23 protein-coding genes are annotated in these 23,122 nt (G+C 73.1%); 17 read left to right on the top strand and 6 right to left on the bottom strand.

Going from position 1 to position 23,122, the window contains the following annotated elements:
- Nucleotide 1: 1 nt before the first annotated feature.
- Nucleotides 2–1,504, bottom strand: a complete 1,503-nt coding sequence (locus LB823_RS15700; RefSeq protein WP_224648421.1) for a glycoside hydrolase family 57 protein — start codon at nt 1,502–1,504, stop codon at nt 2–4.
- A 20-nt stretch (nt 1,505–1,524) separates the two neighbouring features.
- Nucleotides 1,525–2,265, bottom strand: coding sequence for a bifunctional 2-polyprenyl-6-hydroxyphenol methylase/3-demethylubiquinol 3-O-methyltransferase UbiG (locus LB823_RS15695; protein ID WP_224648343.1), 741 nt, complete (start codon nt 2,263–2,265; stop codon nt 1,525–1,527).
- A gap of 205 nt (nt 2,266–2,470) precedes the next feature.
- On the opposite strand from LB823_RS15695, the gene LB823_RS15690 reads away from it, so the two are divergent.
- The 4 genes from LB823_RS15690 (at nt 2,471) to LB823_RS15675 (ending at nt 6,546) form a co-directional block, all read left to right on the top strand.
- Complete coding sequence (locus tag LB823_RS15690) at nt 2,471–3,250, top strand: electron transfer flavoprotein subunit beta/FixA family protein (RefSeq protein ID WP_224648341.1); 780 nt, start codon at nt 2,471–2,473, stop codon at nt 3,248–3,250.
- A gap of 36 nt (nt 3,251–3,286) precedes the next feature.
- Nucleotides 3,287–4,243, top strand: a complete 957-nt coding sequence (locus LB823_RS15685) for an electron transfer flavoprotein subunit alpha/FixB family protein (protein ID WP_224648339.1) — start codon at nt 3,287–3,289, stop codon at nt 4,241–4,243.
- Nucleotides 4,244–4,401: 158 nt separating this feature from the next.
- Nucleotides 4,402–5,856 carry a catalase gene (locus LB823_RS15680; protein ID WP_224648337.1) on the top strand — a complete coding sequence of 485 codons (1,455 nt, stop codon included), beginning with the start codon at nt 4,402–4,404 and terminating at the stop codon, nt 5,854–5,856.
- Between the two features lie 51 nt (nt 5,857–5,907).
- Nucleotides 5,908–6,546, top strand: a complete 639-nt coding sequence (locus LB823_RS15675; protein WP_224648335.1) for a response regulator transcription factor — start codon at nt 5,908–5,910, stop codon at nt 6,544–6,546.
- Nucleotides 6,547–6,560: 14 nt separating this feature from the next.
- On the opposite strand, the gene LB823_RS15670 is transcribed toward LB823_RS15675, so the two are convergent.
- On the bottom strand, nt 6,561–7,676 hold the full coding sequence (locus tag LB823_RS15670; protein WP_224648333.1) for a sensor histidine kinase: 1,116 nt from the start codon (nt 7,674–7,676) through the stop codon (nt 6,561–6,563).
- A gap of 161 nt (nt 7,677–7,837) precedes the next feature.
- Between LB823_RS15670 and LB823_RS15665 the strand changes: the two genes are divergently transcribed.
- Both LB823_RS15665 and LB823_RS15660 read left to right on the top strand, forming a co-directional pair.
- A complete protein-coding gene (locus LB823_RS15665) occupies nt 7,838–9,478 on the top strand; it encodes a multicopper oxidase family protein (RefSeq protein ID WP_224648330.1) in 1,641 nt (546 codons plus the stop codon).
- A 119-nt stretch (nt 9,479–9,597) separates the two neighbouring features.
- Nucleotides 9,598–10,044: a hypothetical protein gene (locus LB823_RS15660; RefSeq protein WP_224648328.1), complete on the top strand. Its 447-nt coding sequence runs from the start codon at nt 9,598–9,600 to the stop codon at nt 10,042–10,044.
- Between the two features lie 7 nt (nt 10,045–10,051).
- On the opposite strand, the gene LB823_RS15655 is transcribed toward LB823_RS15660, so the two are convergent.
- On the bottom strand, nt 10,052–10,630 hold the full coding sequence (locus LB823_RS15655) for a TetR/AcrR family transcriptional regulator (protein WP_224648326.1): 579 nt from the start codon (nt 10,628–10,630) through the stop codon (nt 10,052–10,054).
- A 22-nt stretch (nt 10,631–10,652) separates the two neighbouring features.
- Here LB823_RS15655 and LB823_RS15650 point away from each other — a divergent pair, with 22 nt between their 5' ends.
- Both LB823_RS15650 and LB823_RS15645 read left to right on the top strand, forming a co-directional pair.
- The gene (locus tag LB823_RS15650; RefSeq protein ID WP_224648323.1) at nt 10,653–11,147 is read left to right on the top strand and encodes an HXXEE domain-containing protein; all 495 of its coding nucleotides are present in this window, start codon (nt 10,653–10,655) and stop codon (nt 11,145–11,147) included.
- A gap of 157 nt (nt 11,148–11,304) precedes the next feature.
- Entirely contained in the window at nt 11,305–12,723 is a 1,419-nt protein-coding gene (locus LB823_RS15645; RefSeq protein ID WP_308011458.1) for an MFS transporter, read from the top strand.
- On the opposite strand, the gene LB823_RS15640 is transcribed toward LB823_RS15645, so the two are convergent.
- Nucleotides 12,708–14,018, bottom strand: coding sequence for an oxygenase MpaB family protein (locus tag LB823_RS15640; protein WP_224648319.1), 1,311 nt, complete (start codon nt 14,016–14,018; stop codon nt 12,708–12,710). The two genes, LB823_RS15645 and LB823_RS15640, sit on opposite strands and share 16 nt — an antisense overlap.
- 83 nt (nt 14,019–14,101) lie before the next feature.
- Here LB823_RS15640 and LB823_RS15635 point away from each other — a divergent pair, with 83 nt between their 5' ends.
- The gene (locus LB823_RS15635; RefSeq protein WP_224648306.1) at nt 14,102–14,674 is read left to right on the top strand and encodes a TetR/AcrR family transcriptional regulator; all 573 of its coding nucleotides are present in this window, start codon (nt 14,102–14,104) and stop codon (nt 14,672–14,674) included.
- Between the two features lie 11 nt (nt 14,675–14,685).
- On the opposite strand, the gene LB823_RS15630 is transcribed toward LB823_RS15635, so the two are convergent.
- The gene (locus LB823_RS15630) at nt 14,686–15,114 is read right to left on the bottom strand and encodes a MarR family winged helix-turn-helix transcriptional regulator (protein ID WP_224648304.1); all 429 of its coding nucleotides are present in this window, start codon (nt 15,112–15,114) and stop codon (nt 14,686–14,688) included.
- A 97-nt stretch (nt 15,115–15,211) separates the two neighbouring features.
- On the opposite strand from LB823_RS15630, the gene LB823_RS15625 reads away from it, so the two are divergent.
- From LB823_RS15625 to LB823_RS15590, 8 genes are all read left to right on the top strand, one after another.
- Entirely contained in the window at nt 15,212–15,601 is a 390-nt protein-coding gene (locus LB823_RS15625; protein ID WP_224648302.1) for a hypothetical protein, read from the top strand.
- A 53-nt stretch (nt 15,602–15,654) separates the two neighbouring features.
- The gene (locus LB823_RS15620; protein ID WP_224648300.1) at nt 15,655–16,473 is read left to right on the top strand and encodes an NUDIX hydrolase; all 819 of its coding nucleotides are present in this window, start codon (nt 15,655–15,657) and stop codon (nt 16,471–16,473) included.
- 115 nt (nt 16,474–16,588) lie between these two features.
- Nucleotides 16,589–17,389: a GNAT family N-acetyltransferase gene (locus LB823_RS15615; RefSeq protein WP_224648298.1), complete on the top strand. Its 801-nt coding sequence runs from the start codon at nt 16,589–16,591 to the stop codon at nt 17,387–17,389.
- 2 nt (nt 17,390–17,391) lie between these two features.
- Nucleotides 17,392–18,264, top strand: coding sequence for a 1-acyl-sn-glycerol-3-phosphate acyltransferase (locus LB823_RS15610; RefSeq protein WP_224648296.1), 873 nt, complete (start codon nt 17,392–17,394; stop codon nt 18,262–18,264).
- 64 nt (nt 18,265–18,328) lie between these two features.
- Nucleotides 18,329–19,534, top strand: a complete 1,206-nt coding sequence (locus LB823_RS15605) for a cysteine desulfurase family protein (protein WP_224648294.1) — start codon at nt 18,329–18,331, stop codon at nt 19,532–19,534.
- Nucleotides 19,534–20,631 carry a tRNA 2-thiouridine(34) synthase MnmA gene (mnmA, locus tag LB823_RS15600; protein ID WP_224648292.1) on the top strand — a complete coding sequence of 366 codons (1,098 nt, stop codon included), beginning with the start codon at nt 19,534–19,536 and terminating at the stop codon, nt 20,629–20,631. Before LB823_RS15605 ends, mnmA begins: the two co-directional genes overlap by 1 nt.
- The gene (locus LB823_RS15595; RefSeq protein ID WP_224648290.1) at nt 20,624–21,628 is read left to right on the top strand and encodes a hypothetical protein; all 1,005 of its coding nucleotides are present in this window, start codon (nt 20,624–20,626) and stop codon (nt 21,626–21,628) included. The genes mnmA and LB823_RS15595 overlap by 8 nt, the downstream gene beginning before the upstream one ends.
- 17 nt (nt 21,629–21,645) lie before the next feature.
- On the top strand, nt 21,646–22,971 hold the full coding sequence (locus LB823_RS15590; protein WP_224648288.1) for an ammonium transporter: 1,326 nt from the start codon (nt 21,646–21,648) through the stop codon (nt 22,969–22,971).
- The last annotated feature ends 151 nt before the right edge of the window (nt 22,972–23,122 follow it).

The raw sequence follows: 23,122 nt of genomic DNA, 5'->3' as shown, positions 1-23,122 counted from the left end.
GTCAGAACCCTCCCAGCGGCGCGGGGAGGCGCCGGGCGTCGAGGCCGGGGAACGGATCGTCGGCCAGCCGCCAGGTGCGGGCCAGCGCGACGGCGCGGGCCTCGTCGCCGCGCTCGGCGGCCTCGGCGATCTCCCGCAGGGCGTGGGCGTGCTTGTAGGCGCGGTCGCGGGCGTACGCCGCGGCGGTGTCCTTGGAGACCATGAACGGCCAGTCGGACTGCAGGCACATCAGCGCCTCCTGCAGCACCTGGTCGCTCACCACGTCGCGCGTGCGTCCGGCCCGCTTGTCCAGGACCCGCAGCACCGTCGTGGTGATCTCCTCGTTAAGCTCGACGAACTCGCGCACGAGCGGGCCGTCCCAGACGTGCCAGTCCTTGCCCGAGCCCCACGAGCTCGCGGGGATCTCGCGGGCCGCGCCCACGTACCCGGCCTCGGCGGCGGAGCGCAGCGTGCCGACGCGGACCCCTGCCTCCGGCAGGGCGCGCAGGACGCGCTCGAGCCAGATCGGGCCCTCGTACCACCAGTGGCCGAAGAGCTCGGTGTCGAAGGCGGCGACCACGAGGGCGTCGCGGCCGATGCGCGCGCTCTCGGAGCGGACGCGCGCCACGACGGTGTCCACGAAGTCGGCGACGTGCTTGTCGATCGCCGCGTCGGCGCGCGCGGGGTCGTACGGCGCCTTGTCGGCCTCGGCGACGTTCTTACCGGTCACTCGGCTGGGCTTGAGGCCGGTGGCGTGGTCGTGGGCGTAGAAGTCGCGGTAGGCGGCGTGGCCGGGGTAGCCGGACTTGGGCGACCACACCCGGTAGCTCACGGGCAGGTCCCGGCCGAAGGCGAGGACGGAGGAGTCGCCGACCGGGCGCGCGAGGGCGGTGTCGCCCCCGAGGGTGGGCCCGTCGACCATGAAGTGCGTGACGCCGGCGGCCTCGTAGCCGGTCTCCATGCCGGGCTTGTAGGCGCACTCGGGCGCCCAGATCCCGGTCCGGGCGGGGGAGCCGAGCCGGGACGTGCCGTAGGCGAGGCCCTCGCGCAGCGACAGCTCGCGCAGGCGGGGGTGGAGCAGGGGCTGGAAGGGGTGCGCGAGCGGCCCGCCGAGCAGTTCGACGGTGCCCGCGTCGGCCAGCCGGCGCAGCACGGGGCTGCCGCCGTGGCGCCAGCGGGTCTCGAACAGCTCGAGGGCGTGCGCGGCGTTGCGGTGCTCGCGCGCGCCGAGTTCTGCCGCGGCGGGGCGCCCGGAGAGCGCGGCCTCGTGGGCGCGGAGCTGCCAGTTGCCGAGGTAGTGGTGCATGGCCTCGAGGCAGTACGGATCGTCGAGCTGCGCGGCGAGCACGGGGGTCACGCCGAGCGTGAGCTGGTCGGTGCGGCCCTCGGCCGCGAGCCGGTCGAGCATCTCCGCCATCGGCAGGTAGCAGGCCGCCCACGACTGGTACAGCCACTCCTCGCCGACGGGCCACGCGCCGTGGTGGGCGAGCCACGGCAGGTGGGAGTGCAGGACGAAGGCGATCATCCCGGGCTCGCGCCCGGCGGTCACGGCTTCCTCGCGTAGAAGAACAGGTCGAGGCTGTCCGGAGCGTCGGCGCGCAGGTCGAAGTCCTGCGCCGCGACGGCGGCGACGTCGTTCGACAGCTCCTCCGGCCAGGGCTCGCCGGCCAGCGACCGCTCGATCTGCGCGTCGATGAAGCTGCCGCCGTGCGTGCGGTCCAGCTCGGCCAGCCGCGCGCCGTGGTAGACGCCGAGCTTCTCCGTCACCTCGAAACCCGCGTCCTCGAGCAGCTCGACCAGCTCAGCCGAGTTGAGCTCGCGGGTGTGGAACGGATTGAGCGGGGTGTCGCGGCCGGGGGAGAAGGTCACCCGGTTGGGGGTGGAGATCGCGAGCTCGCCGCCGGGGCGCAGGATGCGCGCCACCTCGCGGAGGAACTGCGGCTGGTCCCACAGGTGCTCGATCACCTGGAAGTTCACGACGGCGTCGACGGACGCGTCGTCCAGCGGCAGCTCCGCGAGGTTGCCGTGCAGCATGATCACCTTCGGGTACGCGGCGCGCACGTGCGCGACGGCCGACTCGTCGTAGTCGAGCGCCGTCACGCTCGCGCCGGCGTCGGCGAGCATCGCGGCGCCGTAGCCCTCGCCGCTGCCGGCCTCGAAGACCGACTTCCCGGCGTAGCGGTCGACGATCGCGAGATAGGCGATCTCGTGCCGGCGGAACCAGTAGTTCTCCTCGGGGATTCCGGGAACGGTTCGCTCGCCGGTCAGGGGCAGCGGGTCACACATTCTTCTCAGCCTAGTCGTCGACGGGGGTGGGCCATCCCACATGGACAGTTACCAATCGGTAACTTACTCTGGCGTTAAACAGTGTCGTGAGGCGGTGCTAAGTTCTACTCGCCGAACCTGAGGCGGGGGAGGATTTCCGTCCCTCGCGGCAGTGTGAGAATGTGCCTACGAGTATCCGATCATCGATGGAGGTCGACGAAGACCAATGACGAACGTAGTCGTACTGATCAAGCAGGTCCCGGATACGGGTTCCGAGCGCAAGCTGGCCGATGACTTCAGCCTCGACCGGTCGATCGACCCGTACCTGGACGAGATCAACGAGAAGGCCGTCGAGCAGGCCCTCCAGATCAAGGAGGCCAACGGCGGCGAGGTCACCGTGCTGACCGTCGGTCCCGCCAGCGCCACCGATGCGATCCGCAAGGCTCTGTCCATGGGCGCCGACAAGGCCGTCCACGTGCAGGACGACGCCATGCACGGCTCGGACGCCATCCAGACCTCCTGGGTGATCGCCCGCGCGCTCGGCACCATCGAGGGCGTCGAGCTCGTCATCGCCGGCAACGAGGCCACCGACGGTCGCGTCGGCGCCGTCCCGGCCATCCTGGCCGAGTACCTGGGCCTGCCCCAGCTCACGCACCTGCGCAAGCTCACCGTCGAGGGTGACGCTCTGAAGGCGGAGCGCGAGACCGACGAGGGTCTCTTCGAGCTCGAGGCCTCGCTCCCCGCGATCGTCTCGGTGAACGAGAAGATCAACGAGCCCCGCTTCCCCTCCTTCAAGGGCATCATGGCCGCGAAGAAGAAGGAGATCAACGTCCTCTCCCTCGCGGAGATCGGCGTGGAGCTCGACGAGGTCGGCGGCGCGAACGCCGGCACCACCGTCACGGGCGTGACCCCGAAGCCGGCCAAGGAGGCGGGCGAGAAGGTCGTGGACGAGGGCGACGGCGGCGACAAGGTCGCGGCCTTCCTCATCGGCCAGAAGATCATCTAAGACCCCTCGAATCCACTCATAAGGAGAGAAGCCGATATGGCAGAAGTACTCGTCCTCGTCGAGCAGGTCGACGGGAATCTGAAGAAGGTCACCGCCGAGCTGCTGACCGCCGCCAAGGCCCTGGGTGAGCCGTCCGCCGTCGTCGTGGGCGCCCCCGGCACCACCGACGCCGTCGCCGAGCAGCTCAAGGCCGCCGGCGCCGCCAAGATCTACCGCGCGGAGTCGGCCGACGCCGACGGCTACCTGGTGACCCCGAAGGTCGCCGTGCTCGCCGAGCTCGCCGAGAGCACCGGCGCCGCCGCCGTGCTCACCGCCGCCACGTTCGAGGGCAAGGAGGTGGCCGGCCGCGTCGCCGCGCGCCTCGGCTCCGGCCTGATCGCCGACGCGATCTCGTTCGGCCCGGGTGGCGCCGCCGTCCACTCGATCTTCGGTGGCTCGTTCACCGTCGACGCGACCGCGGGTGGCGACACCCCCGTCGCCTCGCTGCGCCCCGGCGCCATCGAGGCCGACGGTGTCGCCGGCGCGGGTGAGATCGTCGACGTCGCGGTCCCGGCCGAGGCCGAGAACGCGGTGAAGATCACCTCGAAGAACCCGATCCAGGGCGGCAGCCGTCCGGAGCTCACCGAGGCGACGATCGTCGTCTCCGGTGGTCGTGGTGTGGGCTCGGCCGAGAAGTTCTCGGTCGTCGAGGAGCTCGCCGACTCGCTGGGTGCCGCCGTCGGCGCCTCGCGTGCCGCCGTCGACTCGGGCTACTACCCGGGCCAGTTCCAGGTGGGCCAGACCGGCAAGACCGTGTCGCCGCAGCTGTACATCGCCCTGGGCATCTCGGGCGCCATCCAGCACCGCGCCGGCATGCAGACCTCGAAGACCATCGTGGCCGTCAACAAGGACGAAGAGGCCCCGATCTTCGAGATCGCCGACTACGGCATCGTGGGCGACCTGTTCGACGTCGCCCCGCAGCTCACCGCGGCCGTCAAGGCGCACAAGGGCTGATAGCAGTACCTCGTACGTACGAGCCCCGTCCGGATCCGTCCGGGCGGGGCTCGTTCGCATTCGCTACCGTGGGGAGAGGACCCCGCTTCCGCTCGTCGACCAGCCCGACGGGTGTGAACGGTCCTGAACGACAACCACATACGCGGAGGAGAACAGCCATGTCCGAGAACGCGAACTTCACCACTTCCGATTCCGGAGCGCCCGCCGGGAGCGACGAGCTCTCGTTGACCGTCGGCGCCGCCGGCCCCATCGCCCTGCACGACCACTACCTCATCGAGCAGATGGCGCAGTTCAACCGGGAGCGGATCGCCGAACGCCAGCCGCACGCGAAGGGCAGCGGCGCCTTCGGCACGTTCGAGACGACCGCCGACGTCACCGCCTTCACGTGCGCGGAGGTCTTCGCGCCCGGCGCGAAGACCGAGATGATGGCCCGGTTCTCGACGGTGGCGGGGGAGCGCGGAAGCCCCGACACCTGGCGCGATCCGCGGGGCTTCGCGCTCAAGTTCTACACGCCCGCGGGCGTGTACGACATGGTCGGCAACAACACCCCCGTGTTCTTCATCAAGGACCCGATGAAGTTCCAGCACTTCATCCGTTCGCAGAAGCGCCGCGCCGACAACAACCTCCGCGACCACGACATGCAGTGGGACTTCTGGACCCTGTCGCCGGAGTCCGCGCACCAGGTCACCTGGCTGATGGGCGACCGCGGGATCCCGAAGTCGTGGCGGCACATGAACGGCTACAGCTCGCACACGTACCTGTGGGTCAACGCCGAGGGCGTCAAGCACTGGGTCAAGTACCACTTCGTGTCCGAGCAGGGCGTCGAGACGCTCACGCAGGACGAGGCCGATCGGCTTGCGGGGGCCGACGGCGACTTCCACGTGCGGGACCTCTTCGACGCCATCGCCCGCGGCGAGCACCCGAGCTGGACGCTCAAGGTGCAGCTGATGCCCTTCGACGATGCGGCCGACTACCGGTTCAACCCGTTCGACCTGACCAAGGTGTGGCCGCACGCCGACTACCCGCTGCAGGAGGTCGGTCGGATGACGCTGCACACCAACCCCACCGACAACCACAGCCAGATCGAGCAGGCGGCGTTCGAGCCCAGCAACATCGTCCCCGGTATCGGATTCAGCCCGGACCGGATGCTGCTCGGGCGCGTCTTCGCGTACGCCGACGCGCACCGCGCGCGGCTCGGCGCGAACTACAAGCAGATCCCCGTGAACCGGCCGCGCACCGAGGTGCGGAGCTACTCCAAGGACGGCGCGATGCGGATCGATCCGGTCCGGGATCCGGTGTACGCCCCGAACTCCAAGGGCGGCCCCGCCGCCGACTACCCCGGGCAGCCCGAGCCGCAGTGGGCGGCCGACGGCGAGCTGGTGCGGGCGGCGTACGTCGCGCATCGCGAGGACGACGACTGGGGCCAGGCCGGCACCCTGGTCCGCGACGTGATGGACGACGCGCAGCGCGAGCGGCTGGTGTCGAACGTCTCGGGCCACCTGCTCGACGGGGTGACGGAGCCGGTCCTCCAGCGCGCCTTCGACTACTGGCGGCGGATCGACCAGGAGATCGGGGAGCGGATCGAACGGGCCGTCCGCGAGGCGCAGGGCTGACGTCACCGACGGGGCCGGGTGCGGGCACGTCCGCGTCTAGGATCGTCTCTCGTGAGCAGTGTGTTGATCGTCGACGACCAGCGGCTGATCCGCGACGGCCTGAAGATGCTGCTCACCGCCGCCCCCGACTTCACCGTCGCGGGCGAGGCGACCAACGGCGACGAGGCCGCCCGCGCCTACCGCGAGCTCGCACCCGACGTCGTGCTCATGGACCTGCGGATGCCCGGCGCCGACGGGGTGCACGGCATCGAGAGGATCATCGCCGCGGACCCGTCCGCCCGGATCGTCGTGCTGACCACCTTCGACGACGACGATCACATGTATCCGGCGCTCGCCGCGGGCGCCGTGGGCTTCCTGGTCAAGGACATCGCCCCGGAAGCGCTGCTCGACGGCCTGCGGCGGGCGCTCGGCGGCGAGGTACCCATGTCGCCCGGCCCCGCGCGCCGGGTGCTCGACGAGGCCCTGCGCGCCCGCTCCGCCGCCGCGGAACCGTCGGGGGCGGAGCCCGCGGTGCCGCTCACCGACCGCGAGCGCGACGTGCTCGCGCTGGTCGCCGACGGGTTGGGCAACGCGGCCATCGCCGGTCGGCTGCACGTCGCCGAGTCGACGGTGAAGGCGCACATCGCGAACCTGCGGCAGAAGACGGGCGCCCGGTCCCGGGTCGAGCTGGCGCGCTTCGCCTCCGGGTAGCCGCGGCCGCTGCGTCAGGCGGCGCGGATCGGCACGGACAGCGCGACCACCCACCGGTCACCGTCGGGTCCGGTGGTGATGGTGCCGCCGGCGAGCTCCGCGCGTTCGGCCATCCCGGTGAGCCCGTAGCCGTGCCCGCGGTGTCCGTGCGCGGGAAGCGGACTCGTGACTCGGGCCTCCCAGGCGCCGTCGGCCGCGCCCACGTCGACGGTGACCGTCGCGCCGCGGGGCGCGTGCTTCATGACGTTCGTGAGCGCCTCCTGCACGACCCGCACCAGGGTCAGGGCGTCGATCGCGGCGGGGCCGGCTTCACCCAGGTCGATGCGCGCGCGGACGTCGAAGCCCGCGTCGACGGTGCGCTCCACCGCCCGCCGCAGCTCGGCGTCGGTGTCGTCGATCGTCCGGTCCTGCACGGGCTCCCGCGCCCGCATCGCGGCCAGCAGCCGCCGGATGTCGGCGAGGGAGTCCGTCGCCGTCCCGTGGATGTCCGCGAGGACCTCGTCGAGGCCGGGGTCGATGCCCGCGTAGACGGTGCGCGCGACGCCGACGCGCAGCGAGATCGCCGACATGTGGTGGGCCATCAGGTCGTGCAGCTCGCGGGCGAGGGCGGCGCGCTCGTCGCGGCGGGCCTGGAGCGCCTCCTCCGCGAGAGCTCGCCGCTCGCGTTCCGCCTGCGCGAACCGCTCCCGCATGTACAGCCCGCCCACGACGGGGAGCCCGACGAAGCTGAGCGTCTCGGCCAGCACCCGGATCAGCGTGTGCTGCTCGTTGTCGAACAGCGATCCGGTGATGTAGCAGGCCGCCCACACGAGCGTCGCCGTGACCACCTGCCACCGCGGCCGCTGCGAGGCCGCGAGCTCGGCGAGGGCGAGCGCTGCGAGGTAGGGCACGAGGCCCGCCGGCCCCCAGGCCTCCGCGGAGAGCAGGCCGCCGCACAGCACGGACAGGGCGAGCGAGACGGCGAACGGCGCGCGGCCCCCGAGGGCGAACAGGGCGGCGGCGAGCATCGATCCCGCGATGTACGCGGGCGAGGCGTGGAAGCGTCCGGGGTACACGCTCACCGCGAGCAGCACGGGCACCACCACGAGGGGAGCGACCCGTACCCCGACGGTCCATCTGGTGCGCGACATGGCAGCACCGTACGGCACCGCGGGGCCGGGGGAGAAGCCGTGACCTGCGCACATAGCGTCGGGCCAGGGGATTGTCAACCCCCTCCCGGCTAGTCCCGCGCCCGGTTTCCGTGTCCGAAGGGCGGAGTCGCGCGCGGGCGCCGCCGACGACGCTGGAGTGCATGATCACCGATACCGCCGCGCGGCCACGAGCCGTCGCCGGCACCAACCGCCGTCGCTTCCTCACCGCCCTGATCGCCGCCCCACTCGCGGGTGCCGCGGTCGCCGGATGCCGTGCGACGGCGGCACCGTCGAGCACCGGCGCGCCCGTCCTGCCGGGCGGCCGCCGGGCCCTGCCGATCCCGCCGCTCGCGCGGTCCGTCGTGGGCGCCGACGGCGTGCGACGGTTCGATCTCGCCACGCAGGCCGGATCGACGGAGATCGTCGCCGGCCGCCGCAGCGCGACGTGGGGATTCAACGGCGACATCCTCGGCCCTACGCTGCGCGCCCGGGACGGCGAGAAGGTCGCGGTGACGGTGCGGAACGGTCTCGCCGAGGCGACCAGCGTGCACTGGCACGGCATGCACGTCCCCGCCCGCGCCGACGGTGGCCCGCACCAGATGGTCGAGCCGGGCGCCACGTGGAAGGCGGAATGGACGGTGCGGCAGCGCGCCTCGACGCTCTGGTACCACCCGCACCCGCACGGCGTGACCGAGAAGCACGTCTACCGCGGGCTCTCCGGCTTCTTCCTCGTCGACGACGACGCGCAGGACGCGCTGGGCCTGCCGTCCGAGTACGGCGTCGACGACGTCCCCGTCGTCGTGCAGGACCGGAAGTTCACGCCCGCGGGCGAACTGGACGAGACGGCACCGGGCGAGACCGGGCTCATCGGCCCGACCGTGATCACCAACGGCATCGCCGGCGCGAGCCTCGTGGCGCGCCGCGACCGGATGCGGCTGCGCCTGCTCAACGGCGCGTCCGCGCGCTGCTTCGAGTTCGGCTTCGCGGACGGCCGCCGGTTCGAGATGATCGCCTCCGACGGCGGGCTGCTCGCCGCGCCGGTGTCCCTGGACCGCCTCATGCTCAGCCCGGGTGAGCGCGCCGAGATCGTGGTTCGCGTCGCCGCCGGCGAGCGCACGATGCTGCGCTCGTACCCGATCACGCAGCGCGGCAGGATCTCCGGCGAGACGGCGCGCGAGTACGGGCAGGAGGACACCCTCGACGTGCTCGAGCTGGTCGGGTCCGAGACCCTCGCCGCCGGGGCCGGCGCCGTGCCCCGCGACCTCGGCGCCATCGCGCCGCTCGCCGCGGGCGCGACGGCACCGTCGCCGGCGGCGCGGGCCTTCGACCTGCAGTGGTACATGATCAACGGCGAGCGGATGGACATGAGCCGCATCGACCTCGCGCCCGTCGTCGACACGACCGAGGTGTGGACGGTGCGCAACAAGGACAACTGGCCGCACAATTTCCACATCCACGACGTGCAGTTCCAGGTCGCGTCGTTCAACGGGAGGACCCCGCCCGCGCACCTGCGCGGCTGGAAGGACACCGTCTACCTCGCGCCCGGTGACAGCTGCGCCCTCGCCATGCGCTTCACCGACTACACCGACCTGACGATGCCGTACATGTACCACTGCCACCTGCTCTACCACGAGGACCGCGGCATGATGGGCCAGTTCGTGGTGGCGGGGAAGGGCCAGACCGCGCCCACCCGGCTGGAGATGGCGGGGATGCCGGGCATGTCGATGCCCTCGTCGTCGGCGCCCTCGTCGGCCGGGGGCTCCGCTCCCTCCGCATCCGCGGGAGCGCACGGCGGGCATTGACCGGCGGGGCGCACGGCGACACCCGGTGTAACGATCGCAAGGACGGTGCCGACCTCACCGGTGAGGAACCCTCCGTGCCGCAACCCCCTGCGGCACGGACGAGTCGGAGGAGGACGCTCATGCTGAAGAAGACGCTCGTCACCGGAATCGCCACCGCGGGCCTGGTCGCCGGAATCGGCGCCGTGCCCGCGCAAGCCGCACCGCTCGCCGTGCCGCAGGTACCGCTGGCCGCCACCCAGGTCGCGGGCCTGGGCATCCCGCAGCCCTTCACCACCCGGATCGGCGCCGACACGACGGGCCGGCCGGGCGAGGTGCGCCTCGCCGCGCACAGCTCCGTCGGCTACAACTCGTACGGTTCGCTGGTGCGGATCGACTTCCGCAACGTGCGCACCGGCGCGCGGGGTTCGGTCACCGTCAAGCCCTTCGCCAACGGACAGGTGCCCACCACGGCCGTCGCGCACACGGGGACCGGCAGGGTCACCTACGCCGCCCGCTTCGTCAGTTCCGGCACCGTGGCGGTCGTGCTGGCACCGACGCCGGGCAGCGGCTCCTTCGACGTCCGCTGAGTAGCGATCACGGCGCCAGCGCGGCGAGCGCGAGGTCGAGCACGGCGTCGAGCTCCGACGGCGGCGGCACCTCGCCGACGATCAGCCACCGGTAGACGGCTGGGCCGAACAACAGGTCGCGCACCTGCGCGTCGGAGACCCCGCCCCGGATCGCTCCCGCTTCCCGCGCCCGCGTGATGGCGTCCGCGAGGACCGCCGCGCGGGGTGCGAGGTAAGTCTCCTGCAGGGCCGCCCGAAGGTCCGGGCGGTGCGCCCCAGCGGCGTGCACCGCGAGCACGGCTCGCGCGGCGGGGGAGTGCGCGATCCCGGCGACGAAGGTCGCTGCGAGGCTCCGGAGGTCGGCGACCGGATCGTCGGTCGTCGGCGCCCGCAGCGGCGGCACCGTCGCGATCAGGGCGCCGACGACGAGGGCGTCGCGATCCGGCCACCGACGGTAGATCGTCGGCCTGCCCACGCCGGCGCGTTTCGCGACGGTCTCGATGGTCAGGCCCTGGTACCCGACGTCCTCGAGCTCGGCGAGCACGGCGTCGATGATGGCGCGTTCGGCCGCGGCGCTGCGCGGTCGTCCGGGGGTTGCTGCGGGCATGCGCCCAGTATAGTTTCGTTACATGACGGAACGTAATACAACGGTGCCGGTATCCGCGACGGCGGGCCTGTTCGCGGTCTGGGCGATCCACGACGCTGAGGAATGGGTCATGAACGGTCCGTGGGCGCGCGAGCGTGGACTACCGGTCTCGGACGAGCTGGCGCACACGGCGATCGGTGTCATGGGAGTCGTCGTCGGCGCGGCCGCGATCGACGGCCTTCGCAGCGGAGGTCGCTCAGCCTGGTACCAGACGGCGCTGCTGGCCTACGGCCTGCACGGCTTCTCGCACCTCGCGCTGGCGGCGCGGTTCGGCGGCTACGCGCCCGGCGTCGTCACCACGCCGATCACGGTGTTGCCCTTCTGGTGGTGGGCCTCGTCGCGGCTCGCACGCGCGGGGGTGCGGCGGTCCGCCGCCGGGCTGCTGCCTGGCGCCGTGGCGATGTTCGTCGGAGGCGTCGCGGGCTCCTACGGCATTGCGGCGCTAGTGCGTCGCGCCGGACACGACCGCGGATTCTGAACGGTTCGGGGCAGTTCTGCGGCCTTTCCGAGGTGGTGGCAGGACCTACGATGGGCGGAGCCGTGGGGCCCGGACGGGCGCCGCGGGCGACACGTCGAGGAGTTCAGATGGCCACCTCCGAGCTTTGTGAACCGCCGATCGCGACCGGAATGCGATGATGGCCGACCACGACGGCGAGTCTCCGCGCCTCGCGCTGGCGTCGGCCTCCGGGCGCTGGCTGATCGCCGCCGCGGCCCTCGGCTCGGGCGTCGCCTTCCTCGACGGCTCGGTGGTGAACGTGGCCCTACCGGCGATCGGGCGGGACCTCGGCGGCGGACTGTCGGTGCTGCAGTGGGTGCTCGACGGCTACCTCCTCACCCTCAGTGCGCTGCTCCTGCTCGGCGGCGCGCTGGGAGACCGGTACGACCGGCGCCTCGTCTTCCTCGCCGGGCTGGTGGTGTTCACGATCGCCTCCGTCGGGTGCGGGCTCGCGCCGACCGGCGAGGTCCTGATCCTCGCGCGCATCGTGCAGGGCATCGGCGGCGCGCTGCTGGTGCCCAGCAGCCTCGCCATGATCGAGACGGTCATCCGCCCGGAGGATCGTGGCCGCGCGATCGGGCTGTGGGCCGGGCTCAGCGGCGTCTCGTCCGCGATCGGGCCCTTCGTCGGCGGCTGGCTGGTCGACGCCGCCTCGTGGCGCTGGGTGTTCCTCATCAACGTGCCCCTCGCCGCGGCGGCCCTGATTCTCACCGTCCGCCACGTCCCGAGTATCCGCGACGCCCGGGTGCGGGGGCCGCTCGACGTGGCCGGCGCGGCCGCCGTGACGATCGGCCTCGGCGGGGTGACGTTCGCGCTGATCGAGGCGCCGGTCCAGGGCTGGACGCCCACCGTCGTGGGGGCTCTCGTCGTCGGGCTGCTCGCGGTCGCGGCGTTCCCCGTCGTCGAGCACCGCGCCGCGGACCCCCTCGTCCCGTTGCGCCTGTTCCGCTCGTCGCAGTTCAGCGGCACGAACATCGTCACGCTCGCGGTGTACACCGGGCTCGGCGGCGCGCTGTTCCTGCTGTCGCTGCACCTGCAGGCGAACCTCGGCTACAGCGCGTTGCAGGCGGGCCTGGCGTTCGTCCCGTTCACGGCGATCATGCTGGTCCTGTCCGGCCGGATGGGGGCGCTTGCGCAACGGACGGGTCCGCGCGCGCTGATGACGGCGGGCCCGCTGGTCGCGGGCGTCGGCCTCGCGCTCCTCGTCCGGGTCGTTCCCGGCGCGACCTACTGGGGCGGGGTGTTGCCCGGGATCGTCGTCTTCGGTCTGGGCATGGCCATGACGGTCGCGCCGCTCACGGCGACGGTGCTCGAGGCCGTGCCCGCCGAGTACGTCGGCGCGGCATCGGGGGCGAACAACGCGATCTCGCGTTTCGCGAGCCTGCTCGCCGTGGCCGTCCTCCCGCTCGCGGTGGGGATCACCGACCCGAGCGGACCGTCGCTGGAGAGCGGCTTCGCCCGGGCGATGCTCGTCTCGGCGGCGCTGTGCGTGATCGGCGGCGCGGTCGCCTTCGCGACCGTGCGGAACCCCGCCGAGTCGGCTCACGCCCGCGCGTAGTCGGCACCGTCGGAGACGAACTCGGGGTGGCCGTAGGTGGCGAGGCGCCGCCGTACGAGCCCGGTGAGGTATCGGTCGACCCCGTCCCGCAGGAACGGGATCTTCACACCGCGCTCGCAGACGAGGAGGCGCCCCGCGAGGAACGGGTACGTGAGCCCGACGATGCCGACGTCGACCGCCGAGAAGTCGACGCCCAGGCGGGCGGCCTCGGAGGGCTTGAAGTCGCAGAAGGCGATCGCGAAGGCGGTCTTGCTCCAGGCCTTCTCCACCCGTTCCGCGGCCCGGTCGAACGGGGTGCGCCCCGGCCGGAGGTAGGCCTCCATCGACGACCGGACCAGGGCGCCGCAGGTCTCGTCGTCGAAGTCGTCGCGCAGCAGGGCGGCCCGGCCGTTGAAGACGGCGACGATGCCCTCGGGGGTGGTCGGCAGCAGCTCCTCCGGGAGCCCGAGGAGGAAGCAGCGGTAGCGGTTGAATTCGACGATGGCGCGCTCGCCGGGGCCGAAGCCGCGCTTCGCGCGGAGCGCCTTGATCGCGATGAGGTAGCTGCCGACGGTGCCCGCCGGCATCTGGTCCACCTGCGGGATGGGGATGCCGTAGACCTCCCGGTTCCAGGCGCCCGGCCTGGTCAGCGCGTGGAAGCGCACCATCGAGTGCATCAGGCGCACCATCGCGGCGGCCTCGAAACCCTCCCGGTGGCGCTGCAGGGCGCCGGGCAGCGTGGTCACGGCGAAGAAGTTCGAGGTCTCGTTGATCCGGCGCGCCGCGCGGGCGCCGGACAGGGCGCCGGTGAGCGCCATCGGCAGCGCCGCGTAGGTGTTGAGGAAGGTGGCGAGGAAAACCCCGCGGGTGATGAACGGCGCCGTGAGGGCGGAGCCGATCCGCGCGAGGCGCGCACCCTCCTCGACGAGGTCCATGTCGACCCAGGAGGGAGTGTCCTCCATCGCGGCGACGAAGGCGCGGAGCTCCTCCGGGGCGTCCGGCACGGCGTCGATCCCCTCGTGGCAGGCGCGGCGCAGCATCGCGACCAGCGTCTTCGTGCCGTAGTGCGGCTCGAGCGAGGCGTACGGATCGGCGACCACGTCGCCGAGGAGCGTGGTGGTCGCGATGAGTTCGACGGTCCGCTCGTCGTCGAGGGTCCGCGCGCGCCGCCCCAGCCGCGGGCGCAGGGTGGACCGGACCTCGGGGTCCGCGGTGTGGCGGAAGGGCGCCGCGGTGAAATCGATCGCGCCGTACAGGCCGGGCTGCAGGGCCGCCTGGGAACGCACCCGTTCGGCGAGTCCGGGGTAGTGCCGCATGGGAACGCTCCTTAACTTTCATTCCGTAAGTACGACGATGACAGGGTGTAAGTTATCCTGTCAAGGGAATGACGCGAACTCGTATGAGCGCCACCGAGCGGCGCGAACAGATCCTCGACGTGGCGCACGACATCGTCGCCACGGAGGGCTTCCACGCGGCCACGCCCAAGCGCATCGCCGACGAGGCCGGCGTCACGCGGACGGTGCTCTACCAGCAGTTCGGTGATCTCGCGGGGCTGTTCGTCGCCCTCATCGACCGCGAGGCCGATCGGATCGGCGAGCAGTACCTCCGCGCCGTCGCCGAGGTGGCGCCCGACTCGGGCAATGATCCCTTCGTCTCGGCCTTCGAGGGTGCGGTGCGCGCCATCGACGAGAACCCCGCCGGCTGGCGGCTGTTCCTCCTGCCTCCCGAGGGGGCGCCGCCCGCCCTGCACGAGCGCCTCGCCGAATCGCGGGACGCGGTGGTCGCGTTCATGGAGCTGAGCCTGCGCAGCACTTTCCCGGGGATCGAGGATCCCGAGTACCTGGCGCGCGTGGTGCACGCGACCGCGCGGGAGCTGCTATGCCTGCACCTGACCGATCCGGACAATGCCACCGTCGAGCGGCTCACCGGCCTCATTCGCCGGCTCCGCACCTTCGCGCCGCCGCCCGCGTAGCGGGCGTCCGGCTATTCCGGCAGGAGCCGGGCGAGCAGGCGGCGGAGCGTCGCGGCTTCCTCGTCGGACAGTCGGGCGGCGAGGAGTTCGTCCTCCGCGGCGCGGATCCGCTGCTTCGCCCGGGCCTGGACCGCCGCGCCGTCGGCGGTCGCCGCCACGGTGCGGCGGCGCGCGTCGTCCGCCTGTTCGCGCGCGACGAGGCCGCGCGATTCGAGGTCGCCCAGGTGCTTGCCGAGGCGGGTGGTGTCGCGGCCGGTCCGCCGCGACAGCTCGACCTGGGAGACCGCACCGCCCCGGAGCAGCGTGGTGAGGATGGCGTACTCCCACATGGATACCCCGGTGTCGCGCAGGATCGGCTCCTCCAGCGCCAGCAGGCGGTGCCCGAGGACGCCGACCGCTTCGGCGAGGTCGGGTCCGGGCGTGGGGTCGTCTGTGACCACGATTCCTCCATGTCCTCTACTGCGGTGCACGAATATCGTCTACCGTGGTGCACGGTGCAGCTGCACCGTCGATCATTCGAACCTACGTGGAGGCCACATGGACACCGCGGATCTGGACCGCGCCGCGCGGGAGTACGCGGCCCTCCTATCGGAGGCCGCGGCGGCGGACCTCGCGGCACCCGCCGGGAAACGCACCGTCGGCGGGCTGACGGACGACCTGATCGGGCGGGTCGCGCACCTGGCCACCGCCCTCGGCGCGGGCCCGCCGTCGCCCGACGACGCGGCGGAAGGGGTGTCCGACGGTATGGGTTCCCCCGACCTCTACGGCGGAGGCTTCGAGCGTCCGTTCCGTCGCGCGATCCGGCGGCTCGGCACCGCGGCCGAAAGCGCACCGTCGGACCCGCGCACCGCGACGGACCTCGCGGCCCTGACCCGGGACATCGACGCCGGCGCGCGGGCGCTCGGGCGGGCACTGGGGCTCACCTGAATCGGCCCGACCGAACCGGACATCGGCGCGGACGGGTCGGATACGGTGAGCGAATGTCTTCGAACATCGAATCTCCCGCGGCGCCGCCCCAGCCGAAGGACGCGGCGACCGTCGTCCTCGTCCGCGACGGCGCGGACGGCATCGAGGTCTTCCTGCAACGCCGCGTGCAGCAGATGGCCTTCGCCGGCGGGACGACCGTCTTCCCCGGCGGGGGCGTGGACCCGCGGGACGGCGAGGCCGACCTCGCCTGGCAGGGCCCGGCCGCCCCGTGGTGGGCCGAGCGCTTCGGTGCCACCGAGCGCGACGCGCGCCAGCTGGTCTGCGCCGCCGTGCGCGAGACCTTCGAGGAGTGCGGCGTCGTGCTCGTCTCCGCGGCCGACGGCGGCGCGCCCGACGTGGCGGCCCTCGCGCCCGCCCGCGCCCGGCTCGAGGCCAAGGAGCTCTCCCTCGCCCAGTTCCTCCGCGACGAGGACCTCGTGCTCCGCGCCGATCTGCTGCGGCCCTTCGCGCACTGGATCACGCCGAAGAACGAGAAGCGCCGCTACGACACCCGCTTCTTCCTCGCGGCCCTGCCCGCCGGCCAGCGCGCCGACGACCGCACCAGCGAGGTCGAGGAGGCCGGCTGGCGGACCGCCGCACAGGCCCTCGCGGACTGGTCCGCGGGCCGCTGCTTCCTGCTGCCGCCCACCTGGTCCCAGCTGCGGGCCGTGGCCGAGCACCGCACCGTCGCCGAGTTGCTCGCCGCCGAGCGGGCGATCGAACCCGTGGAGCCCGAGCTGCCGCTCGGCGGCGCGATCGACTCCCTGCAGTTCGCGGAGGCCGCCGAGTACGTCGCGTCGATGCCGTCGAACATCCCGCGCCCGACGCTGTGACGACGGGGCGCGGCACCGGGGCGTAGCCCGCTATTCACCTGCGTTCTCACAGGATTCACCGACCCGCTCGGTCGCGGTTCACCGGCAGGTCGCCTGACCGGCCCACTGTGAGGTCATGAGTACACCGGGAACACTGCTCATCGGCCGGACCCCCGCACGCGAGACCCTGATCCACGGCGCCGAGTACGAGGTGGTGCTCACCACCCGCGCCGACGACGTCGACACGGTGCAGCGGCTGCGCTACGAGGTCTTCGGCTCCGAGCCGGGCTTCGAGGCCTCGATGGCCGGGGTCTCCGACGGCCGCGACGCCGACCGCTTCGACGAGTTCTGCGACCACCTCGTGATCCGGCACAAGCCGAGCGACGCGATCGTCGGCTGCTACCGGATCCTCCCGCCGCCCGGCGCGATCGCCGCAGGCGGCCTCTACCTGGCCACCGAGTTCGAGCTCGGCGCCCTCGACCACATCCGGCCGGAGACGCTCGAGATGGGGCGGGCCTGCGTGCGCGCCGACCACCGCACCGGCGGCGTCCTGTGCCTGATGTGGGCGGGCCTGCTCGCCTACAGCGACCTGCGCGGCATCCGCTACGCGATGGGCGCGGTCAGCGTCCCGATGCAGTACGAGGGGTACGGCCGCGGCGCGACGGTCCGCGCGGTCCGCGAGCTGGTCGACGCCAAGCACCGCGCCCAGTGGGTCGTCACCCCGCGCACCACGGTCGAGGAGATCACCGCGGAGCCCGCCTCCCGCCGGACCTTCCCGCCGCTCGTCACCGGCTACCTGCGGATGAACGCGGAGATCCTCGGCGCCCCGAGCTTCGACCCGGTCTTCGACGTCGCCGACTTCCCGATGATCATCGACCGCACCCGGTTCAACGTGCGGTACCTCGAACGCCTCCAGCAGGCGGCGGGAAGCCTCTAGCCGTGATCCCCGTCGCCGAACTGGCCCGGCATCCCTGGCAGCAGGTCGCCCCGTGCGACGCGGGCTGCTCCGCCGGCGAGCCGCAGGAGGCCGCGGCCTGGCTCCGGGCGGTGCGGTGGGCCGCGCTCGTCACGGTGATGGTGATGGGCCTGCTCGCGCTCGGGCTCACCTACCCGTGCGGCGCCACCACGCGCCGCGTCGTCATTCGCGGCGGTGCGCGGGCGATGCTGTGGTCCCTCGGGATGCGCGTCGAGCCGGTCGGCAACGTGCCGCTGCGCTCCCTCGTGGCCGCGAACCATCAGTCGCTGCTCGACATCGTCGCCATCGCGTCGATCGCGCCCGCCGCCTTCATCGCCAAGGCCGACATCTTCGACGTCCGCCCCGTCGCGGTGCTGATGCGCGCATTCGGCGCGATCCCGCTGCGCCGGGAGCGCCTGCGCGAGCTCCCCGCCACCGTCGACCACGTCGCGGGCCTGCTCCGCGGGGGCCGCACCGTGGCCCTCTTCCCCGAGGGCACCACCTACTGCGGCGTCCACCGGGGCGATTTCCGGCCCGCCTTCTTCCAGGCCGCGATCGACGCCCGCGCCGACGTGGTGCCCGTCTCGCTGCGGTACTCGATCCGGCTGCCCGGCCCGGCGCGCGGCGCGCGGCAGAGCACCGTCGCGGCCTACGTCGGGTCCGACACCGAGATCAGCACGCTCGCCCGTGTGATCGCCGCGCGCGGCGTCGCGGTGCGGGTGCACGCGACCGAGGTGATCGACGCCGGTCAGTGGGTCACCGCGGGCCGCGGGGCCCTCGCGGCGCGGGCCGAGGCGGCCGTCTTCGCCGATGCCGAGTTCCTCGACGCCGCCGCGCCGCTGCCGCTCGCGGCCTGAGCCCGGAAACGGGGAGGACCGCCGATATCGGTGGCGCCGCCGTCGCGCGTATTCTTGGGACGCGATGACTCCCGACCGCGAGAACCCCGTCTACCTCGACCACGCCGCGGACACCCCGATGGTGCCCGAGGCATTGGCGGCGATGGCGCAGGCCGCGGCCCGGCCGGGCAACGCCTCTTCGCAGCACGGCTCCGGCCGCCGGGCGCGCCGCATCCTCGAGGAATCGCGCGAGTCCATCGCCCGCGACCTGGGCGCCCGGCCCTCCGAGGTGATCTTCACCGGCGGCGGCACCGAGGCGGTCAACCTCGCGGTGAAGGGCCTGTACTGGGCCCGCCGCGCCGAGAACCCCGCCGCGGTCACCGTGATCGCCTCCGCGATCGAGCACCACGCGGTGCTCGACGCGATCGAGTGGCTCGGCGAGCACGAGGGCGCCGTGGTGCGCCTGCTGCCCGTCGACCATCGCGGGCTGGTCGACCCCGCCGACCTGCGCGCCGCGCTCGACGAGGCGGCGGGCACCGTCGCGCTGGTCAGCGTCATGTGGGCCAACAACGAGGTCGGCACGCTGCAGCCGATCGCCGAGCTGGCCGCCGAGTGCGCCCGCGACGGCGTGCCGATGCACTCCGACGCCACCCAGGCCGCGGGGCACGTGCCCATCGACTTCGGCACCAGCGGCCTCGCCGTGCTCACCAACGCCGCGCACAAGTTCGGCGGCCCGCAGGGCGTGGGCACCATGCTCATCGGCCGCAGCGTCGCCCTCGTGCCGCTGGCGCACGGCGGCGGCCACGAGCGGGACCTGCGCTCCGGCACGCCTAACGTCGCGGGCGCCGCCGGCATGGCGGCCGCGCTCACCGTGGCGATCGGCCGGATGGACGAGGAGTCGCCGCGCCGCGCGGCGCTGCGCGACCGCCTCCTCGCGGGCGTCCGCGGCTTCGAGGGCGCCGTGATCAACGGTGGCGCCGCGCACGGCATCCCCGCGCTGCCGGGTATCGCCCACGTCTCCTTCGCCGGCTGCGAGGGCGACTCGCTGCTCATGCTGCTCGACGCCCGCGGCATCGAATGCGCCACCGGCTCCGCCTGCAGCGCCGGCGTCGCGCGGGTCAGCCACGTCCTCGAGGCCATGGGCGCCGATCCCGGCGTCGCGCGCGGCTCGCTGCGCTTCTCCTTCGGCCCCGAGAACACGGAGGCCGACGTCGACGCCGTGCTCGACGCCCTCGCCCAGGTCGTCGACCGCGCCCGCGCCGCGGGGCTCAGCTTCACGGGGGCCCGCTGATGCGCGTGCTGGCCGCGATGAGCGGCGGCGTGGACTCCGCCGTCGCCGCGGCGCGGGCCGTCGAGGCCGGGCACGACGTTGTCGGCGTGCACCTCGCGCTGTCCGAGGCCCCGGGCACCCTGCGCACCGGCTCGCGCGGCTGCTGCTCCAAGGAGGACGCGGGCGACGCCCGCCGCGCCGCCGACGTGCTGGGCATCCCGTTCTACGTCTGGGACTTCGCCGACCGCTTCCGCGAGGACGTGATCGACGACTTCGTCGCCGCCTACGCCGCGGGGGAGACCCCGAACCCCTGCCTGCGCTGCAACGAGAAGATCAAGTTCTCCGCGCTCGCGGAGAGGGCCTACGCGCTGGGCTTCGACGCCGTCGCCACCGGCCACTACGCGCGTCTCGAGGGCGGCGAGCTGCGCCGCGCCGTCGACGCCGACAAGGACCAGTCCTACGTGCTCGCCGTGCTCACGGCCGAGCAGCTCTCCCGCGCGCTGTTCCCCGTCGGCGACACCCCGAAGCCCCAGATCCGCGAGGAGGCCGCCCGCCGCGGCCTCGCCCTGGCGGACAAGCCCGACAGCCACGACATCTGCTTCATCCCGTCCGGCGACACCCAGGCCTTCCTCGGCGCCCGGATCGGCGTGCGGCCCGGTGCCGTCGTCGACGGCGAGACCGGCGAGCGCCTCGGCGAGCACGCCGGCGTCCACGAGTTCACCATCGGCCAGCGCAAGGGCCTCGGCCTGCCCGGCCCCGCCCGCGACGGCGAGCCCCGCTACGTCACGGCGATCGACGCCGCCACCGGCGACGTCACCGTGGGGCGCGGCGAGCGCCTCGACGTCACGCGCATCGTCGCCGACGGTGCCGTGTGGACGTCCGGGAGCGCACCGTCGGGCCCGGTCGAGGCGATGGTGCAGGTCCGCGCGCACGGCGGGCTCGCCCCGGTCACCGTGTCCGCCGACGGCGACCGGCTGGTCATGGACCTGGAGACGCCGCTCCGCGGCGTGGCCCCCGGGCAGGCCGCGGTGCTGTACGCGCCGGACGCCGAGCGCGGCGACCTGGTCCTCGGGTCGGGAACGATCCGCTCGACCGCGCACGACGCCGCGCATGTCTGATCCCCTCGCGCCGCTGGTCGGGGGAGTGACGGGGATCGGCTCGGTACCGGGCACGGACCCGCGCGAGGCGGCCGCCACCGTCGTCGGCGAGCTGGAGGTGCCGTTCCTGCCCGAGCTCCCGGACCGGGGGATCGGCGCCGACATGATCGGCCGCGGCGCCGGGCTCCTCGTCGATATCGGCTTCGACGTCTCCACCACCGGCTACCGGATCGGCGTCCCCGACGGGCGCGTCGCGCGGCTCACCGCCGACTACCTGGAGCGCGACTTGGACGCCTTCGAGGAGGCCTACGAGGTCGCGCGGCGTCGGGGCGGCGGCCTGGTCAAGGCCCAGGTCGCGGGCCCGCTGACCCTCGCGGCCGGGCTGGAGCTGCCGAACGGCCACCGCGTGGCCCGCGACCGCGGGGCGATGCGCGACGTCGCCGCCTCGCTCGCGGAGGGCCTCATCCGGCACGTCGCCGACCTGCGGCGCCGCCTCGGTGCCGACGTGGTGCTGCAGCTCGACGAGCCCTCGCTGTGGTCGGTCGTGCACGGCACGGTCCCCGCGCTCACCAAGCTCGACCCGGTGCGGGCCGTTCCCGCGCCCGAGGCGGCCGAGATCCTCGCGTCCGTCGTCGAAGCCGTCGACGCGCCCGTCCTACTGCACCTCTGCGGCCCGATCGACTGGGACGTCGTGCGCCGCGTCCCCGTCGACGGTGCGCTGCTCGACGCGACCCGCCTGACGGCGGCCGACTACGAGGGCTTCGGCGAGCTCGCCGAGTCGCGGACCGTCGTGGGGCTCGGCCTCGCACCGGCGACACCGGCGCCGCGTCGTCGCTCGCCCGCCGACCTGGCCGCCCCGGCGATCCGCCTCTACGACGAGGTCGGCCTGCCGCGCCGCGATCTCACCCGCGCCACCGTCACCCCCGTGTGCGGTTCGCCCGGTTCGCCCGGAATTCGACCGATTCTCGACGCCTGCAAGGAGATTCGCGCCGTCTTGGCGGAGGCGTCGGCGGAGTAGCCCGCTACACTTCGGCGATGTTCCCGACCACCGGGGCAGTCGATGGTGCAGATACCGCCTGGCTGCTCGCCGCGTTCGCGCTCGTGCTGTTGATGACGCCGGGGCTCGCCCTGTTCTACGGCGGCATGGTCCGCAGCAAGAGCGTCCTCAACATGATGATGATGTGCCTCACCGCCATCCCGGTGGTGTGGCTCCTGTGGGTGGCCTTCGGCTACTCGATGACCTTCGGGCCCGACCGGGGCGGCGTCGTGGGCGACCCGACCACGTTCGCGGGCCTGCGCGGGCTGCTCGGTGCGTTCGGCGCCGACGGCTCGGACGCGGGCGCGGTGCCGCTGGTCGGGCAGGTTCCCGCGCTCCTGTTCGTCGCGTTCCAGGCGGGCTTCGCCATGGTCACCGTCGCCCTGATCGCCGGCGCGGTCGCGGACCGCATGCGGTTCGTCTCCTGGCTCGTCTTCGCCGCCCTCTGGGCGACGCTGGTCTACTTCCCGGTCGCGCACTGGGTGTTCTCGGTGCCGGGGCTGACCGCCGAGCACGGCGGCTGGATCGTCGAGAACCTCAAGGCGATCGACTTCGCGGGAGGTACCGCGGTCGAGATCAACTCCGGCGCGTCCGCGCTGGTCATGGCGCTCCTGCTGGGGCGCCGCGCGGGCTGGCCGCGGGATCCGATGCGGCCGCACAACCTGCCCTTCGTCATGCTCGGGGCGGGTCTGCTGTGGTTCGGGTGGTTCGGCTTCAACGCCGGCTCGACGCTGGCGGCGAACGGCTCGGCGGCGCTGATCGTGGTGAACACTCTCGGGGCCGGCGCGGTGTCGATGGTCTCGTGGCTGATCGTCGAGAAGGTGCGGCACGGCAAGCCGACGTCCTTCGGCGCTGCGTCCGGCGTGGTGGCGGGGCTGGTGGCGATCACGCCGTCGTGCTCGGCGGTGACGCCGATCGGCGCGCTCGCGGTGGGCGCCGCCGCGGGCGCGATCAGCTCGTACGCGATCGAACTCAAGTACCGCTGGCGCTACGACGACTCGCTCGACGTGGTCGGCGTGCACCTGGTCAGTGGCGTCGTGGGCATGCTCATGATCGGCCTGGTCGGCAGCGCCTCCGCCCCGGCCGGGCGCGACGGCCTGCTGTACGGCGGCGGCGTCGATCAGCTGTGGCGGCAGGCCGTGGCGGTGGTCGCGGTCCTCGGCTACGCCATGGTGGTCACGCTGGTCATCGGCCTGGTCCTCAAGGCGACCATCGGGCTGCGGGCCGATCCGCAGCACGAGGCCGACGGCCTCGACGACGGGCAGCACGCCGAATCCGCCTACGACCTGCACGTGCGCGGCGGACGGCTCGAACCCGGACGCTGATGCGGCCGCAAAGGTATCGTGCCGCTATGACCGGATCGCACCGTTTCTCCGCCCTCGTCGTCGCCCTGATCGCCGCGGGCGCGCTCGCCGGATGCTCGTCGAACTCGGGCTCGGACGCGGCCTCCACCCCGGCCCCCGCGTCCTCCTCCAC

The organism is Tsukamurella sp. M9C (genome assembly GCF_020169415.1).
Classification (GTDB): Bacteria; Actinomycetota; Actinomycetes; order Mycobacteriales; family Mycobacteriaceae; genus Tsukamurella.
The sequence above is the reverse complement of the archived record's forward strand: the minus strand, read 5'-3'. Positions and strand labels throughout refer to the sequence as shown.

Excerpts from the sequence above, each read along its gene's own strand:
- LB823_RS15700 (WP_224648421.1), bottom strand. The coding sequence starts at position 1,504 with ATGATCGCCTTCGTCCTGCACTCCCACCTGCCGTGGCTCGCCCACCAC.
- LB823_RS15695 (WP_224648343.1), bottom strand. The coding sequence starts at position 2,265 with ATGTGTGACCCGCTGCCCCTGACCGGCGAGCGAACCGTTCCCGGAATC.
- LB823_RS15690 (WP_224648341.1), top strand. The coding sequence starts at position 2,471 with ATGACGAACGTAGTCGTACTGATCAAGCAGGTCCCGGATACGGGTTCC.
- LB823_RS15685 (WP_224648339.1), top strand. The coding sequence starts at position 3,287 with ATGGCAGAAGTACTCGTCCTCGTCGAGCAGGTCGACGGGAATCTGAAG.
- LB823_RS15680 (WP_224648337.1), top strand. The coding sequence starts at position 4,402 with ATGTCCGAGAACGCGAACTTCACCACTTCCGATTCCGGAGCGCCCGCC.
- LB823_RS15670 (WP_224648333.1), bottom strand. The coding sequence starts at position 7,676 with ATGTCGCGCACCAGATGGACCGTCGGGGTACGGGTCGCTCCCCTCGTG.
- LB823_RS15665 (WP_224648330.1), top strand. The coding sequence starts at position 7,838 with ATGATCACCGATACCGCCGCGCGGCCACGAGCCGTCGCCGGCACCAAC.
- LB823_RS15660 (WP_224648328.1), top strand. The coding sequence starts at position 9,598 with ATGCTGAAGAAGACGCTCGTCACCGGAATCGCCACCGCGGGCCTGGTC.
- LB823_RS15655 (WP_224648326.1), bottom strand. The coding sequence starts at position 10,630 with ATGCCCGCAGCAACCCCCGGACGACCGCGCAGCGCCGCGGCCGAACGC.
- LB823_RS15650 (WP_224648323.1), top strand. The coding sequence starts at position 10,653 with ATGACGGAACGTAATACAACGGTGCCGGTATCCGCGACGGCGGGCCTG.
- LB823_RS15645 (WP_308011458.1), top strand. The coding sequence starts at position 11,305 with ATGGCCGACCACGACGGCGAGTCTCCGCGCCTCGCGCTGGCGTCGGCC.
- LB823_RS15640 (WP_224648319.1), bottom strand. The coding sequence starts at position 14,018 with ATGCGGCACTACCCCGGACTCGCCGAACGGGTGCGTTCCCAGGCGGCC.
- LB823_RS15635 (WP_224648306.1), top strand. The coding sequence starts at position 14,102 with ATGAGCGCCACCGAGCGGCGCGAACAGATCCTCGACGTGGCGCACGAC.
- LB823_RS15625 (WP_224648302.1), top strand. The coding sequence starts at position 15,212 with ATGGACACCGCGGATCTGGACCGCGCCGCGCGGGAGTACGCGGCCCTC.
- LB823_RS15620 (WP_224648300.1), top strand. The coding sequence starts at position 15,655 with ATGTCTTCGAACATCGAATCTCCCGCGGCGCCGCCCCAGCCGAAGGAC.
- LB823_RS15615 (WP_224648298.1), top strand. The coding sequence starts at position 16,589 with ATGAGTACACCGGGAACACTGCTCATCGGCCGGACCCCCGCACGCGAG.
- LB823_RS15605 (WP_224648294.1), top strand. The coding sequence starts at position 18,329 with ATGACTCCCGACCGCGAGAACCCCGTCTACCTCGACCACGCCGCGGAC.
- mnmA (WP_224648292.1), top strand. The coding sequence starts at position 19,534 with ATGCGCGTGCTGGCCGCGATGAGCGGCGGCGTGGACTCCGCCGTCGCC.
- LB823_RS15595 (WP_224648290.1), top strand. The coding sequence starts at position 20,624 with ATGTCTGATCCCCTCGCGCCGCTGGTCGGGGGAGTGACGGGGATCGGC.
- LB823_RS15590 (WP_224648288.1), top strand. The coding sequence starts at position 21,646 with ATGTTCCCGACCACCGGGGCAGTCGATGGTGCAGATACCGCCTGGCTG.